Below are 13,816 nucleotides of genomic sequence, written 5' to 3' on the forward strand. Positions count from 1 at the left end.
GATGACGAACGCCGAAGAGGGGCTCGCCGAACCCGAGGTCGACGTCGGCGACGGGCCGACGATCGACCGGATCGTCGAACCGCCAGAGGGCGACATCGAGATCGTCGAGGACACCGCGCTCCCCGAAGTGCTCTTGGACCACGTCCAGGAGAACGGCGACGACACCGCGCTCCGGTGGAAACAGTTCGGCGTCTGGCAGGAGTTCACCTGGCGGGAGTACTACGACCGCGTCAAGTACTTCGCCATGGGGCTCGAAACCCTGGGATTCGATGAGGGCGACATCCTCTTTACGATCGGCTACAACCGCCCCCACCAGCTGTGGGCGTGGATGGGCGCACAGACGCTCGGCGGGATGGCCGCGCCGAACTACGAGGACATGTTGCCCGAAGCGATCGGCAATCAGCTCGAACTCCTCTCGCCGAAGGTCGCCTACGCCGAGGATCAAGAGATGGTCGACAAACTCCTGCAGGTCGCCGACCGAGCGCCGTCCCTAGAGGCGATCGTCTACCGCGACGAGAAGGGGATGTTCCGGTACGAGGACACGGCCGTGCCGGTCATGAGTTACGAGGAGATCGAAGCTCGCGGCAAGGAGCGTTTCGACAGCGGCGAGGTGACCAACTCCGACCTCGAAACGCGCATTCGCGATGTCGATCCCCACGAACCGGCGATGCTGCCGCCGACGTCCGGGACGACTGGCATGCCGAAGCGCGTCCAGCTGTCGCACTTCAACTTCGTCAACCTCGCGAACGCCGCGATCGAGATCGATCCGCTCCCGGAGGGGTCGGACTACTTCTCGTATCTGCCGATGGCGTGGATCGGCGAGCAGATGATCCTCATGGCGGCGGCATTCTTGGGCGGTTGGACAGCCAACTTCCCCGAGGAGGCCGAAACCGAAAGCGAGGACCTCCGCGAGATCGGCCCAGAGATCATCTTCTCCTCACCGGGGGCCTACGAGAGCTGGGTCGCCGATATCAAAGCGAAGGTCGAGAACACGACCCGACTGAAGCGGTGGGTCTACGAGAAGGCGATGGACATCGGCGAGCGCTACGCCCAGTACGTCAGCGGCGACAAGCGAGACGAGGAGCCGCCGGCGACGCTCCGGTTCGCACACTGGGCGGCCTACTGGACGGCCTACCGCCCGATCCTCGACAAGATCGGCCTCAAGCGGGCCAAGAACGTCTACACTGGCGGCGGCCCGCTCGGCGAGGACCACTTCCAGTACTACCACGCGCTCGGCGTGCCCTTGAAACAGATCTGGGGACAGTCCGAGGTCTGCGGGTTCGTGACGATGCACAGAGACGACGACATCCAGGTCGAGACCGTCGGCGAGGTGTTCCCGAACGTCCGCGTTGGGATCACGCCGGAGGGTGAACTCGTCGTCCGCGGTCCCGTCGTCACCTCGGGCTACTACAACCAGCCCGAAAAGACCGCGGAGGCCCTCGACGGTGAGTGGCTCCACACGGACGACTTCGGGGCGATCACCGACGACGGCCACATCAAGGTGTTCGACCGCATGGACGACGTGATGGAGCTGACCGACGGCACTGCGGTCGCGCCGATCAGCGTCGAGACGAAGCTCAAATTCAACCCCTATATCAAGGAGGCGCTCATTGTCGGCGACGGCCGCGACTCGCTCGCCGCCGTGTTGAACATCCGCTTCGACAACGTGGCCGAATGGGCGGACCAGCGGGACATCCAGTACGCGGGGTACAAGGATCTCACACAGAAGGAGCCGGTGCTCGAACTCCTCCGCGGCGTCGTCGCGGATACGAACGAGCGGCTCGAGGGACCGAGCATCGATCGGTTCGTCATCCTGTTCAAGGAGTTCGACGCCGACGACGGAGAAATGACACGAACCGGTAAGATCAGGCGCGAAATCGTGACGAACAGATACGACGAGTTGATCGAAGGGATCTACAGCGGCGAGGAGACGGTCGAGATGGACGTAACGATAACGTATCAGGACGGCAGAGAATCGCGCGAGCGCGGCGAGATGACCGTCGTCGATCTGACCGAACCCGACGCGCTCGTCGAGGGTGAGATCGATGGTTAACGTCGCGACCCTCTTCGAGGTCGTCGTCACCGGGATCGGTCTCGGCGCGGTGTACGCCCTCGTCGCGATCGGGTTCTCGCTCATCTACAAGGTGACGGGTGTACTCAACTTCGCGCAGGGACAGCTCGCGCTGCTCGGCGCATACCTCGTGGTCGTCCTCACCACCCCGCTTTTGATCGCGGTCGAACTGCCGGCCGCGGCGGCGATCGTGGTGACGCTGATCTTCGGGTTGCTGCTCGGTGTCGTCCTCGAGCGGGTGATATTTCGACACTTCATCGGGGAGCCGGTGCTCTCCGTGATCATCGTCACGCTCGCGCTCGGCGGGATCATCACCGGCGGCGTCAGGTTTCTGATCGGCCCCCAATACCGGGCGTACCCCGACGCCCTGCGGCCGGACTGGAGCCTGCCGCTCCCGTTCGGCGTGGATCTGAGCGCGTCGTTCACTCTCGGCGTCGTCCTGTCGCTCGTGGTCGTGATCGCGCTCATGCTGTTCTTCAGATACACGGTAATCGGCTCGATCCTCCGTGCCGGCGCGAGCGACCAGCAGGCCGCGATGGTGCTCGGCATCTCGATCGAGCGGACGATCCTGTTGTCGTGGGCGCTCTCGATCGCCATCACGTCGATCGGCGGCCTGCTCTTTGCGATGTCGGCTGGCGGTGCGGGATTCACGATCGAAGCGGTCGGGATCCTGATCTTCGCCGCTGTCGTCTTCGGCGGGCTCGACAGCATTCCGGGCGCGTTCTTGGGATCGCTCGTCGTCGGACTAATACAGCAACTCGGCGCGTACTACGCCGAGCCGGTGATCGGCGCTGGCGTCGGGCAGGTGCTGCCGATGGTGTTCCTGCTCGTCGTTATCCTGGTCAAGCCGTACGGACTCTTCGGAACCGAACGAATAGAGAGGCTCTAATCATGTCACAGAACGCACGGTACACACGGATCGAATCGACGTCGACTGCCACGGCGGCCGGGAGGTGCGTCTGATGCCCTGCGGTGAGTACTTCACCTCCTATGCGGACCGGATGGGACTGGTCCGCTGGCGCATCGAGCGCGTCGCCTTCGTCCTCGGGTTGCCGATCCCGTTTCTCATCCCCTTCGTGCTCGGTGGCGGGATGGTCTCGATGATCACCCGCATCTACATCTTCATCATCGCCATACTGGGGTTACACGTCATCCTCGGCTACGCCGGGGAGATCGTCCTCGCGCAGGGGGCGTTCATGGCGATCGGCGCGTACACGTCGACGCGACTCGTCGCCGAGGCGGGCGTCGGGATCATCCCCGGGATGCTCGTCGGCGGGCTGTTGACCGCCTTCGTCGCCGTCCTGTTCGGCCTGCCGTCGTGGCGCGTCAAGGGCTTTTACATCGCCATTTCGACGCTCGCGCTGCAGTTCATCGCGCTGTGGTTCCTTCAGAACAATCAGTTGGCGTTCATCCACGGCGGGTCCCAGCAGAATCTCCCCCGCGACGTCGGGCTGATCGGGGAGTACGTCACCATCAGCTCGCCGACCGAGCAGTACTTCTTCATCCTCGCGGCCTTGGCGGTGTTCGCGCTGGTAACCTTCAACCTCAGCCGGACGGGGATCGGGCGGATGTTCCGCGGGATCCACGAGAACGACCTCTCGTCGGCCGTGTTGGGGATCAACGTCTTCCGGAACAAGCTGCTCGCGTACGCGATCGGCGGCTTCATGATCGGCGCGGCCGGTGCGCTGTATTCGCTGTACATCGGCTTCATCAGCCCCGGGTACTTCACGATCGAGCTCACTCTAGAGCACTACGTGATGTTGTTGCTCGGTGGGATGGGCCGCGTCTGGGGCGTCGTCCTCGGCGTCTCGATCGTGACGATCGTCGAAGAGGAGATCCGGAATTTCCTAGTGGCCTACGCGTCGGACGCGACGGCCCTCGAACCGGTGTTCTTCGGTATCCTCATCATCGTCGTCCTCGCCGTCGAGCCGAAGGGGCTGTTGGCGGGGCTCGGACAGATCAAAGACTACCTGCGGAAGTGGCCCTACGCCTACTGACGGGCACTTCCTCCCGGCGGGGGTCGCGCTCCGTCGGGAGACCGAATGTCGCGTCGAACCGGACCCGCAGCCACATCGAGGGCAGAAGCGAACCGCCGCCGTCACCGTGACCGGCGTGCCCGACACATATATTTGTGATGCGCGATCACACGTGTGTATGTACACCATCGTCGCCGGTGTCGACACCGACACGGATCGGGCGCGCCGAGTCGCAGAGGAGATCACAGGGCTGCCGATCGACGACGTTCACGTGATTCTCACCCACTCGTTCGAGAAGAATCCCGAAGGTGCCTCGATCGATCAGGTCGGTGCCGCGCGGAAGGCCCGTAACCTGCTGGAATCACACGGTATCGAAGTCTCGTTCGAGGAGCGAAGCGGCAACCCGGCGACGATCGTCAATGCCGTCGCCGACGACGCCGACGCCGACCTGATCTGCGTCGCGGGGCGCGAGCGGAGCCCGGCAGGCAAGGCCGTCTTCGGCAGCGTAACGCAGGACGTCATCCTGAACACCGACCGTCCGGTGCTCGTCTGCGGGAACTGAGCGATGTCGGAGAGGCCCGACGATGGATTCGCGCCGGCGATCGATGCCCACGTCCACCTGTTCCCGGAACGGCTCGCGAGTGCGATCCAGCGGACGCTCACCGACGCGGCCGGCTGGGAGTTCGAGTACGCCATCGACCGACCATCGATGGAATCGACGCTGGTCGACGCCGGCGTCGAGCGATACGTCGCGTTGCCGTACGCGCACAAGGCCGGTGTGGCGGTCGGGCTCAACGAGTGGCTCGCCGCGGAGGCGGCCGACTCCGACCGACTCATCCCGTTCGCGACGGTTCATCCCGACGACGACGGGGTCGGCGAGATCGTCCGGGAGGCGTTCGAGGCCGGCGCTCGGGGCCTGAAGTTTCACTGCCCGGTACAGGAGTGTGCGCCGGCGGATCCGCGGATCGAATCCGCGCTCGAGGTTGCCGTCGAGTACGACCGGCCGATCACCTACCACGGGGGCACCGCGCCGATGTATGAGGACGACCCGAACGTCGGGGCCGATCGCTTCGCCGAAGTGGTCGAGTCGTTCCCCGACCTCCGGGTCAACTGCGCGCACATGGGCACCTATGAGGTCGACGCGTTCGTCGAGATGGCCCGCGAACACGAGAACGTCTACCTCGACACGACGTTCGCGATGTCGACGGAGGCCGAGGAGATAATGGGGTTCGACCCTTCGAGCATCGACGACGAGGTGTTCGAGACGCTCTCGGGATCGATCATGTACGGGAGCGACTTCCCGAACATCCCCTACCCCTACCGGGCGGAGCGGGCCGAACTGCTCGGACGGGACCTGTCGGCGGAGACGTATCGGGACATCTTCTACCGGACGGCGATCGACTTCCTCGGGCTCGACGATTAGTACCGCTCGTCGAAGACGCCCGGCTCCTCCAGGTCGTCGACGAGCGTGAGTTCGTCCGGCGAGATGACGAGCCGGCTGGCGAGCGCCTCGGCGAGTTCGGCCTCGTCGGCGGTGCCCTCACAGACGATCTCGAGGTGGTCCGTCGACTCGGGGCGCGTCACCCGGACCGCGAACTCCCCGGTCAGCCCGTCGAAGGCGGCGAGGACGGCGGGGATGCTCTCCGGATACACCTTCACACCCTTGACCTTCAGCCGGTCGTCGGTTCGGCCGATGACGCCGTCGGGGAGGACGAGGTCGTCTCCTCGCCGCTCCAACTCGGCGAGATCGCCCGTCCGGAACCGGACCAGCGGGAACCCCTCCTTGCGACGATGGGTGACCACGACCTCCCCGCGCTCGCCGAGCGGGAGGGGCTCGCCGCTGTCGGGGTCGACGATCTCGACGATCGCGTAATCGGTGGCGACGCGGAGGCCGTTTTCCGCGTCGGTCTCGGCGGCGATCGGGAGGACGTGACGGGTGCCGAAGTAGTCGATCGCCGTCTCGCAGTCGAGTGCGTCTTTGACCTCCTCGCGGTAGCCGGGGATCGAGGTGAACGGTTCGCCGCCGCCGACCAAGACGTCGACGGACGCGCCCGCCTCGGCGATCTTCAGCGCGAAGCTCGGGTTGCCGACCAGCACGTCGACGTCGTACTCGGAGATGAAGCCGGCCGCCTGCTCGGAGTCGCCCGGACCGACCGGGAACACTTCAGCGCCGAGTTCCTCGAGGCCGCGCTGGAGCAGAATCCCGGTCCCGAAGAGGTGGTACCCGAACGTGTTGAGGACGCGATCGCCCGGTTTGATCCCCGCCGCCTCGAAGAGGTCGGCGTTGACCTCCGCCTCGTAGTCGAGGTCCGCGCGGGTGTCGAACATCGGCGCGAGATCGTCGCCGAGCGGCGAAAACGAGATCATCGCGCCCTCGGTGTACAGCGATCCCTCGGGACCGTGCGCGTCGAAGTCGGCCTTCAGGTCGCCCGATTCGGTGAAGGGAATCGACTGAAAGTCAGCCCACGAACCGAGATCGGTCGGATCGACGTCGGCCTCGGCGAACGCCTCGGCGTAGAGGTCGTGTTCGGCCGCCCGCTCCAGTTGCTCCTCGAGGTCGGCAAGCACCGTGCTGTCGTACATACGATGGGATGTACTCACCGCACACATAAAGAAATTTCCCAGCGGCCGGGCGTGCGGCCGACGTTTTTCTGGGGCTCGGCACAAAGACGTCCCGAAGTGACCTACCGCGCGTTCTCGATGTTGTCGAGCGCGTCGGGGTTCTCGATCGAGGAGAGGTCACCCAGACCCTCGCCGGTGTAGGTCGCCTCGACCGCCCGGCGGATGATCTTCCCGGACTGCGTTTTCGGGAACTCGTCGACGAATAGGATCTCGCGCGGGCGGAACGGCTTGCCCTGTTCCTCGCCGACGAGTTCGCGGATCTCCTCGCGCAACCCGTCGGTCTCCTCGACGCCCTCCTCGACGATCACGTACAGCACGACCGCCGTCCCCGTCGTGTCGTCCGGGACCCCGACCGCTGCCGCCTGATTCACGTCCACGTGCTCCATCGCCGCGCCCTCGATCTCGGCGGGGCCGACCTTCCGCCCCGCCACGTTCAACACGTCGTCCGCACGGCCGTGCAGGAACCAGAAGCCGTCTTCGTCCTTTTGCGCCCAGTCACCGTGGTTCCACATCGGCGGCTTCTGGAACGCCGACCAGTACTCGTGAAGATAGCGGTCGTCGCCGCCCCACAGCGACTTCGTCATCGCGGGGTTCGAGTCGCGGGCGACGAGATACCCGCGCTCGTGAGCGTCTCTGACCGATTCGCCCGTCTCGTCGACGATGTCGACCGCCATCCCCAGTCCGGGGCCGCCCAGCGTGCAGGGCTTCAGCGGCTGGGTCGGCAGCGGCGACAGGAAACAGCCGAAGATCTCCGTCCCCCCGGAGATGTTGATGATCGGCGTGTCGCCGCCGCCGACGCGCTCGTAGTACCACAGCCACGACTCGGGGTCCCACGGCTCGCCCGTCGAGCCGAGGATCCGAAGCGAGGACAGATCGTGGCCCTCGACCCACTCGTCACCCTGCTTGCGCAGCGCGCGGATCGCCGTCGGGGAGATGCCGAACTGCGTGATCCCGTGGCGGTCGATGAGCTCCCAGAAGCGGTCCGGCTGGGGGTGATCCGGCGCGCCCTCGTACATCACCATCGTGCCGCCGAAGGTGTGCGTCCCGATGAGCGTCCACGGACCCATCATCCAGCCGATGTCCGACACCCAGCAGAACCGATCGGCGGGTTTGAGATCGAAGCTAAAGTGCAGCTCCTTGGCGGGCTGGAGCTGTGCGCCCGCGTGGGTGTGGACGATCCCCTTCGGCTTGCCGGTCGTCCCCGAGGAGTACAACAGCATGCACTCCTGATCGCTCGGCAGCGATTTCGTCTCGTACTCGTCCGATCGAGTCGCGATGGCGTCGGCCCACCACGCGTCGCGCGCGTCGTCGAAGGGAATCTCGAGATCGCTGTCGTCGTCGCTCGCGCCGAGCCGATCGAAGACGACCGTGTGTTCGACGTGGCCGACCTCGTCGATCGCCTCGTCGGCGGCGTCTTTGAGCGTGATCTCGCCGCCGCGTCGGTAGAAGCCGTCGCCCGTGAACAGCACCGAGCATTCGGAGTCCTCGATCCGGGTCGCGGTCGCGTCGACGCCGAAGCCCGAGAAGATCGGGACGGCGATCGCGCCGGCTTTGAAACAGCCGTAGAGGATCGAGATGACCTCGGGGACCATCGGCATATACAGCCCGACGGTGTCGCCGGTGTTGATGCCCACCGATTCGAGATAGTTGGCGACCTGGTTCGACTGACGCTTGAGCTCGTGGTAGGTGAGCTCTCGCACCGTGCCGTCCTCGCCCTCCCAGATGCAGGCCACTTTGTTGCGCCGCTCGGCGTCGAGCGCGGCGTGTCGGTCGACGGTGTTGTGTGCGACGTTCAGTTCGCCGCCGGGGTACCACTTCGTGAACTGGGGGCCGTCGGTGTCGTCGCGGACCGCGTCGTAGTCCTCGTAGAAGTCGATCCCGAGGTAGTCGGGGAGTTCGTCCCAGAACCACTCGATTTCGGTCGTCGTCCGCTCGATGAGTTCGTCGTAGTCGGCGATGCCGTACTCGTCCATGAACGCCGCCACGTTCGTCGATTCGGCGAACCCCGAGTCCGGCTCGTGGACGATCTCGTCGCGGAGCGCCTCGATATTTTCTGTCATGATCGATTGTCCGGCGGTTTTCGTCGAACGGTCATTACTCTAACGGTGAGCGGGGGTTCGGCGTCCGCTGTCGCCGGTTCCGCGGATACCAGACGAACGAGTTTGACGGAGGGACCTGAATCGGTATTTTGTGACAGAAATAATTAAATAAGATATAAACATACGAAATAAGTCATATAAATTGAGGATTATTAAGAGCCATCCAGTTCCGTTGAAATCCACAACAGTTCGTAATTAAACGACTTAGGTATTACAAATTATATACAGTTACGACCGAGACGAGTTCATAAATAATTGAAACAGGTGAGTAATAAAACACGACGACGAGCGTCTGGCAAAGCCTTTTAAATGTATAAATAGGCAATACGTAGAAATCGGATCGATGGCGACGGATCGCTCACACGCGGCAGTTGCGAAGTTGAACGCCACATACCAATTTAAATGTATAAAAATATATCTTATATAAATCACGTCAGCGTGCGGCCATCGTCATTCACGCGGGTAGACGAGAGCGCAACGCACGCGGGAAGGACGAGACGACCGGCGAACCGATCAGTAGTGGCTTCGCTCGACGTCCCGGACAGCCTCGATCCGCTTTTCGATCGGCGGGTGGGTCGCGAAGAGCCGTTCGAGCGCGGACCGCTCGCCGCCGAAGATGCACAGCGCGGCGACGTTGTCGCTCATGTCGGCGTCGCCCCGCTTGCCGGCGCTGGAGATCTTCTGCAGCGCCCGCGCCATCGCGTCGCCGCCGACGTGCTGGGCGGCGTCGGCGTCGGCGACGTACTCGCGGTACCGCGAGATCGCGAGCACGAACACCATCGCGACGGTCTGGACGAGGATGCTGGCGAGGTAGCCGAGGACGATGTTCCCGATGCCGCCGTCTCGCGAGAAGGCGATGGCGAAGTACGCCGCCATCCCGAGCATCGAGGCGATCGATTGCCCCATCACCATCGTGATCACGTCGCGGTTGTCGATGTGCGCGAGTTCGTGGGCGAGCACACCTTCGAGTTCGTCGTCGTTCAACAGCCGGATCAGCTCCGAGGAGACGACGACGACGCCCGCGCCGCGGCGGCCGACCGCGAACGCGTTCGGGACGCCCATGTCGGCGACCATCAGCCGGGGCTTGTCGAGGTTCATGTCGTCGGCGATCCCCTCGACGGCGCGGTGGATGCCCGGATAGCGGTCCTCGGGCATGTCCTCGGCACCGACGCTCCACAGCGCGACCTTCTTGCCGACGAGGTACTGAAAGCCGGCGAAACCGATCGTGCCCAGGAGGACGATCGGCACTCCGACGCCGAAGGCCTCGACGGCGACGATGGCCACGAGCGCGTAGAAGGCGAAGAGCACGCTCCCGACGACCGCCATTCTGGCTTTGAGTCCGACGTGTTGCATGTGGCCGTTGTCAACGGGCCAGGACCTCAAATGGCTTCTGGCTCGGGGGAACTCAAAACGCCTAAGTCGCTTGCCGACGCCCGTTCGTGTGTGCGACACCGCGTGCCCGCCAGCCAGCCCGACGCTGCCGGTGGCGAGCGCGCCGTCCCGACCGCCTTTTCGAAACCCAAACGTTCGTAGAACGGTCTGCGGCGGGCATGGCATCCTCGTCGCAGGTCGGCTCCGGACGCATCGCTTTCGACAGTTCAGCGAACCCCAACTGACACCACAATGACCCACGACACATTCACCGGCGTGTTCCCCGCGATGACCACGCCGTTCGACGACGACGAGCGCATCGACCACGACACCCTCCGCGACCACGCCCAACGGCTCGAAACCGCGGGCGTCGACGGGCTCGTTCCCGTCGGCACGACCGGCGAATCGGCCACGATGACCCACGACGAGCACATCGAGGTCGTCGAGACGGTCGTCGACGCGGTCGAGGACGTCCCGGTCATCGCCGGCTCCGGATCGAACAACACCCGCGAAGCGATCGACCTCTCCGAGCGCTCCGCCGACGCCGGCGCGGACGGCTTGCTTCTCATCTCGCCGTACTACAACAACCCCGAACCGGCCGGCATGGAACACCACTTCCGGACGATCGCCGACGCGGTCGATCTCCCACAGGTCATCTACAACGTCCCGAGCCGAACCGGACGAGACATCGCGATCGAGACGGCTGTCTCGCTGGCCTCCCACGAGAACATCGTGGGATACAAGGCTGCAAGCGGGGATCTCAACCGGATCAACGAGGTAATCGAGCGAACCAGAAGCGAAAACTTCGGCGTGCTATCGGGCGACGACGCGCTCACCCTACCGATCATCGCACAGGGTGGCACCGGCTGCATCAGCGTCTCGGCGAACGTCGAACCCGAGCGCACGGTCGCGCTGGTCGGCGCGGCCTTAGAGAACGACTTCGACCGCGCCCGAGAGCTCCAATACGAACTCGGCGACCTCTTCCGGACGCTGTTCGTCGAGACGAACCCGATCCCGATCAACGAGGCGATGGAGATCCGGGGGATCCACTCGGCGACGATGCGGTCGCCGCTCAGCCCACTCCAGCCCGAGCACCGCGAGCGACTCGAGGCGGTCCTCGACGAGCTCGAACGATGAACCTCGTCGTCATCGGCGCGACCGGCCGAACCGGCAGCGAGATCGTCGCAGAGGCCAGTGGCCGCGGTCACGACGTGGTCGGCGTCGCCACGTCCGCAGACACCGTCGAGGACGTGCGCGTCTACCCGGACGACGAGCTCCCGCGACTCCTCGAGGACGCCGACGCGGCGATCGACTTCACCGTTCCCGCGGCGACGCGAGAACACGTCGAACGCGTCGTCGAGGCGGGCGTACCCTACGTCGTTGGGACGACGGGTTTCGGCGAGGCGGGACTCGATGCGCTTCGGGGGGCCAGCAAATCGATCCCCGTGCTCAAGGCGTCGAACTTCGCCCGCGGCGTCCAGGCGCTCCTTCGGCTGGTCGAAGCCGGCGTCGAGGCACTACCGGAGTACGACATCGAACTCACGGAAACCCACCACAGTGGGAAGCGAGACGCTCCGAGCGGTACCGCGAACACGATCCTCGACGTCGTCGATTCGGCGGCTCGCTCGAAACTGGATCGGACCCACGGCCGGGAGGGTGAGCACAAACGCGAGAAATCGGAGGTCGGTGTCCACGTCCGACGCGCCGGCACCGTCCGAGGCGAGCACGAACTCCTCCTGGCGGGAAACGACGAGGTCCTGACGCTGACCCACCGCGCCGAATCCAGACGCGTGTTCGCCGCGGGTGCCGTCGACGCGGCCGAGTGGCTCGCCGACGCGGACGCCGGTTGGTACGCGTTCGGCGACGTGCTGTGAACCCGGCGGCGGCGATCACTCGGTCGGATTGACGAACTCGACGCCGGTGATCGAAAACCGGGCGCCGCCGTCGACACCGTGCGTCACCGCGATGTCCCACCCGTGGGCGTCGGCGATCTGCTGTACGATCCGGAGTCCGAACCCCGTCCCCTCCTCGAACGTCGAGTAGCCCGCTTCAAACACTCGCTCGCGCTCATCTACCGGGATTCCTGGCCCGTCGTCCTCGACGTAGAATCCATCGTCGAGGTCGCCAACGATGACCGACACGGCTGGTCCACCGTGGTCGACGGCGTTTCGGAGAAGGTTTTCGAGCAGTTGCTGGAGGCGGCCGCGGTCGGCCCGAACCATCCCGTCGAACGCCGCCTCGACGGTCGCCTCTGCCGTCTCGACGTTCTGCCAACATCTGTCCGCGAGCGTCGCGATGTCGACCGGTTCCGTCTCGTCGATTCGGTCGCCTTGCCGAGCCAGCGTGAGCAAGTCCGCGATCAACTCGCCCATCCGATCGAGCGCGTGGTCGACGTCGTCGAGGTGGCTGCTGTCACACTCCTCGCGAGCGAGTTCCAGCCGCCCCGCTGCCACGCTCAGCGGGCTCCGGAGATCGTGGGAGACGACGCTCGCGAACTCGTCGAGCCGATCGCGCTCGTGTTGGAGTTCGCGCTCGCGCTCCGTTCGCTCGGTGATGTCCCGAAGGACGCCGGCGGTTCCCCGAAACTCGCCGTCGTCGTCGGGTAACAGCGCCATGTGATTCTCCGTCGGGACGCGCCGTCCGTTCGCGGTGATTCGGGTGAGTTCCCACGTCGTCGCCCGTCGATCGTCGTCCCACAGCAGTCCTCGGATGACCGACTGACCGCGTTCGAGATCCTCGTCCGACACCACCCTCGAGACGTGTTCACCGACGATCTCCGAGCGCTGATAGCCGGTTTCGGCGACGAACGCGTCGTTGACGAACGTGTAGCACCCTTCGGCGTCCAGCGCGTAGATCGGATCGCCGAGCGCCTCGATGATCGTCTCGTAGCGTTCGCGCTCGCGCTCGCGCGCTCTCCGCTCGGTGAGATCACGCCCGGTGCAGACGTACTCGCCGTGGACGGTCGTCGCGATGGTGTGGGACTTCGTGAACGTAGCGCCGTCGGCGCGGAGCCCGGTCGTCGTCCCACTCCAGCGCCCGCGTCGTTCGACCTCCGGGAAGATCACGTCGTTGAGTTCGGGGATCTGCTCCTCGTGATACACTTCCTCCCAGTGCTTGCCGACCATCTCCTCGGGATCGTAGTCGTGGATATCGGCGTAGGCCCGATTCACGTAGATGAAATGGCCGGACTCGTCGAGGATGCTGATTCCCTCCTGGACGGTTTCGATGGCATCGAGGTGGCGTTGGCGCTCGCGCTGGGCGCGCGCCTTCTCGACGGCGATCCGGATCCGATTCGCCAGGACGGTGTACTGTTCGGCGCCGCCCTCCTTCTGGAGGTACCCGGTGACGCCCGCCGAGATGGCGTCGCTCGCTATCTCCTCGGAGCCCTTGCCGGTAAAGAGGATAAACGGGAGGTCGGGATAGTCCTCGCGAACGGTTTCGAGAAACTCGATGCCGTCGTGTTCGCCCATGTCGTGGTCGGACACCACGCAGTCGACGCGGCTCTCGGCGAGATACGCGAGCCCTTCGTCGGCGCTCCTGGCCGTCTCGACGCTGAACTGATCGTTTTTTCGTTCGAGAAACGTCGCCGTCATCTCGGCGAAATCGAGCATGTCGTCGACGTGGAGTATCCGAACGGGCTCCGTCATTGTCAGATAACGTCTCTTCGGAAGTATAAC

11 protein-coding genes are annotated in these 13,816 nt (G+C 64.7%); 7 read left to right on the top strand and 4 right to left on the bottom strand.

Annotated elements, in window-relative coordinates; genetic code table 11:
* The first annotated feature begins 1 nt into the window (after position 1).
* The 5 genes from DM868_RS05830 (at position 2) to DM868_RS05850 (ending at position 5,470) form a co-directional block, all read left to right on the top strand.
* Entirely contained in the window at positions 2–2,053 is a 2,052-nt protein-coding gene (locus DM868_RS05830; RefSeq protein WP_137275929.1) for an AMP-binding protein, read from the top strand.
* A complete protein-coding gene (locus DM868_RS05835; RefSeq protein WP_137275931.1) occupies positions 2,046–2,960 on the top strand; it encodes a branched-chain amino acid ABC transporter permease in 915 nt (304 codons plus the stop codon). The genes DM868_RS05830 and DM868_RS05835 overlap by 8 nt, the downstream gene beginning before the upstream one ends.
* A gap of 73 nt (positions 2,961–3,033) precedes the next feature.
* Entirely contained in the window at positions 3,034–4,068 is a 1,035-nt protein-coding gene (locus DM868_RS05840) for a branched-chain amino acid ABC transporter permease (RefSeq protein WP_137275932.1), read from the top strand.
* 157 nt (positions 4,069–4,225) lie between these two features.
* Positions 4,226–4,609 (top strand): universal stress protein, encoded by a 384-nt coding sequence (locus DM868_RS05845; protein WP_137275933.1) that lies wholly within the window; start codon positions 4,226–4,228, stop codon positions 4,607–4,609.
* Between the two features lie 3 nt (positions 4,610–4,612).
* Positions 4,613–5,470: an amidohydrolase family protein gene (locus DM868_RS05850; RefSeq protein ID WP_137275934.1), complete on the top strand. Its 858-nt coding sequence runs from the start codon at positions 4,613–4,615 to the stop codon at positions 5,468–5,470.
* Here DM868_RS05850 and DM868_RS05855 read toward each other — a convergent pair.
* The 3 genes from DM868_RS05855 to DM868_RS05865 form a co-directional block, all read right to left on the bottom strand.
* Positions 5,467–6,630 carry a phenylacetate--CoA ligase family protein gene (locus DM868_RS05855; protein ID WP_137275935.1) on the bottom strand — a complete coding sequence of 388 codons (1,164 nt, stop codon included), beginning with the start codon at positions 6,628–6,630 and terminating at the stop codon, positions 5,467–5,469. The two genes, DM868_RS05850 and DM868_RS05855, sit on opposite strands and share 4 nt — an antisense overlap.
* 101 nt (positions 6,631–6,731) lie before the next feature.
* A complete protein-coding gene (locus DM868_RS05860; RefSeq protein WP_137275936.1) occupies positions 6,732–8,729 on the bottom strand; it encodes an AMP-binding protein in 1,998 nt (665 codons plus the stop codon).
* Positions 8,730–9,281: 552 nt separating this feature from the next.
* Complete coding sequence (locus DM868_RS05865; protein WP_137275937.1) at positions 9,282–10,121, bottom strand: M48 family metalloprotease; 840 nt, start codon at positions 10,119–10,121, stop codon at positions 9,282–9,284.
* A 270-nt stretch (positions 10,122–10,391) separates the two neighbouring features.
* Between DM868_RS05865 and dapA the strand changes: the two genes are divergently transcribed.
* Positions 10,392–11,276: a 4-hydroxy-tetrahydrodipicolinate synthase gene (gene dapA / locus DM868_RS05870; protein WP_137275938.1), complete on the top strand. Its 885-nt coding sequence runs from the start codon at positions 10,392–10,394 to the stop codon at positions 11,274–11,276.
* Positions 11,273–12,013 (top strand): 4-hydroxy-tetrahydrodipicolinate reductase, encoded by a 741-nt coding sequence (gene dapB / locus DM868_RS05875; RefSeq protein WP_137275939.1) that lies wholly within the window; start codon positions 11,273–11,275, stop codon positions 12,011–12,013. The genes dapA and dapB overlap by 4 nt, the downstream gene beginning before the upstream one ends.
* Positions 12,014–12,028: 15 nt before the next feature.
* Here dapB and DM868_RS05880 read toward each other — a convergent pair whose 3' ends face one another.
* On the bottom strand, positions 12,029–13,786 hold the full coding sequence (locus DM868_RS05880) for a hybrid sensor histidine kinase/response regulator (protein WP_137275940.1): 1,758 nt from the start codon (positions 13,784–13,786) through the stop codon (positions 12,029–12,031).
* Between the last annotated feature and the right edge of the window lie 30 nt (positions 13,787–13,816).

Source organism: Natronomonas salsuginis, assembly GCF_005239135.1.
Classification (GTDB): Archaea; Halobacteriota; Halobacteria; order Halobacteriales; family Haloarculaceae; genus Natronomonas; species Natronomonas salsuginis.

What these genes read in the sequence shown, in the direction of transcription:
- DM868_RS05830 (WP_137275929.1), top strand. Translation starts at nt 2, where the DNA reads ATGACGAACGCCGAAGAGGGGCTCGCCGAACCCGAGGTCGACGTCGGC.
- DM868_RS05835 (WP_137275931.1), top strand. Translation starts at nt 2,046, where the DNA reads ATGGTTAACGTCGCGACCCTCTTCGAGGTCGTCGTCACCGGGATCGGT.
- DM868_RS05840 (WP_137275932.1), top strand. Translation starts at nt 3,034, where the DNA reads ATGCCCTGCGGTGAGTACTTCACCTCCTATGCGGACCGGATGGGACTG.
- DM868_RS05845 (WP_137275933.1), top strand. Translation starts at nt 4,226, where the DNA reads ATGTACACCATCGTCGCCGGTGTCGACACCGACACGGATCGGGCGCGC.
- DM868_RS05850 (WP_137275934.1), top strand. Translation starts at nt 4,613, where the DNA reads ATGTCGGAGAGGCCCGACGATGGATTCGCGCCGGCGATCGATGCCCAC.
- DM868_RS05855 (WP_137275935.1), bottom strand. Translation starts at nt 6,630, where the DNA reads ATGTACGACAGCACGGTGCTTGCCGACCTCGAGGAGCAACTGGAGCGG.
- DM868_RS05860 (WP_137275936.1), bottom strand. Translation starts at nt 8,729, where the DNA reads ATGACAGAAAATATCGAGGCGCTCCGCGACGAGATCGTCCACGAGCCG.
- DM868_RS05865 (WP_137275937.1), bottom strand. Translation starts at nt 10,121, where the DNA reads ATGCAACACGTCGGACTCAAAGCCAGAATGGCGGTCGTCGGGAGCGTG.
- dapA (WP_137275938.1), top strand. Translation starts at nt 10,392, where the DNA reads ATGACCCACGACACATTCACCGGCGTGTTCCCCGCGATGACCACGCCG.
- dapB (WP_137275939.1), top strand. Translation starts at nt 11,273, where the DNA reads ATGAACCTCGTCGTCATCGGCGCGACCGGCCGAACCGGCAGCGAGATC.
- DM868_RS05880 (WP_137275940.1), bottom strand. Translation starts at nt 13,786, where the DNA reads ATGACGGAGCCCGTTCGGATACTCCACGTCGACGACATGCTCGATTTC.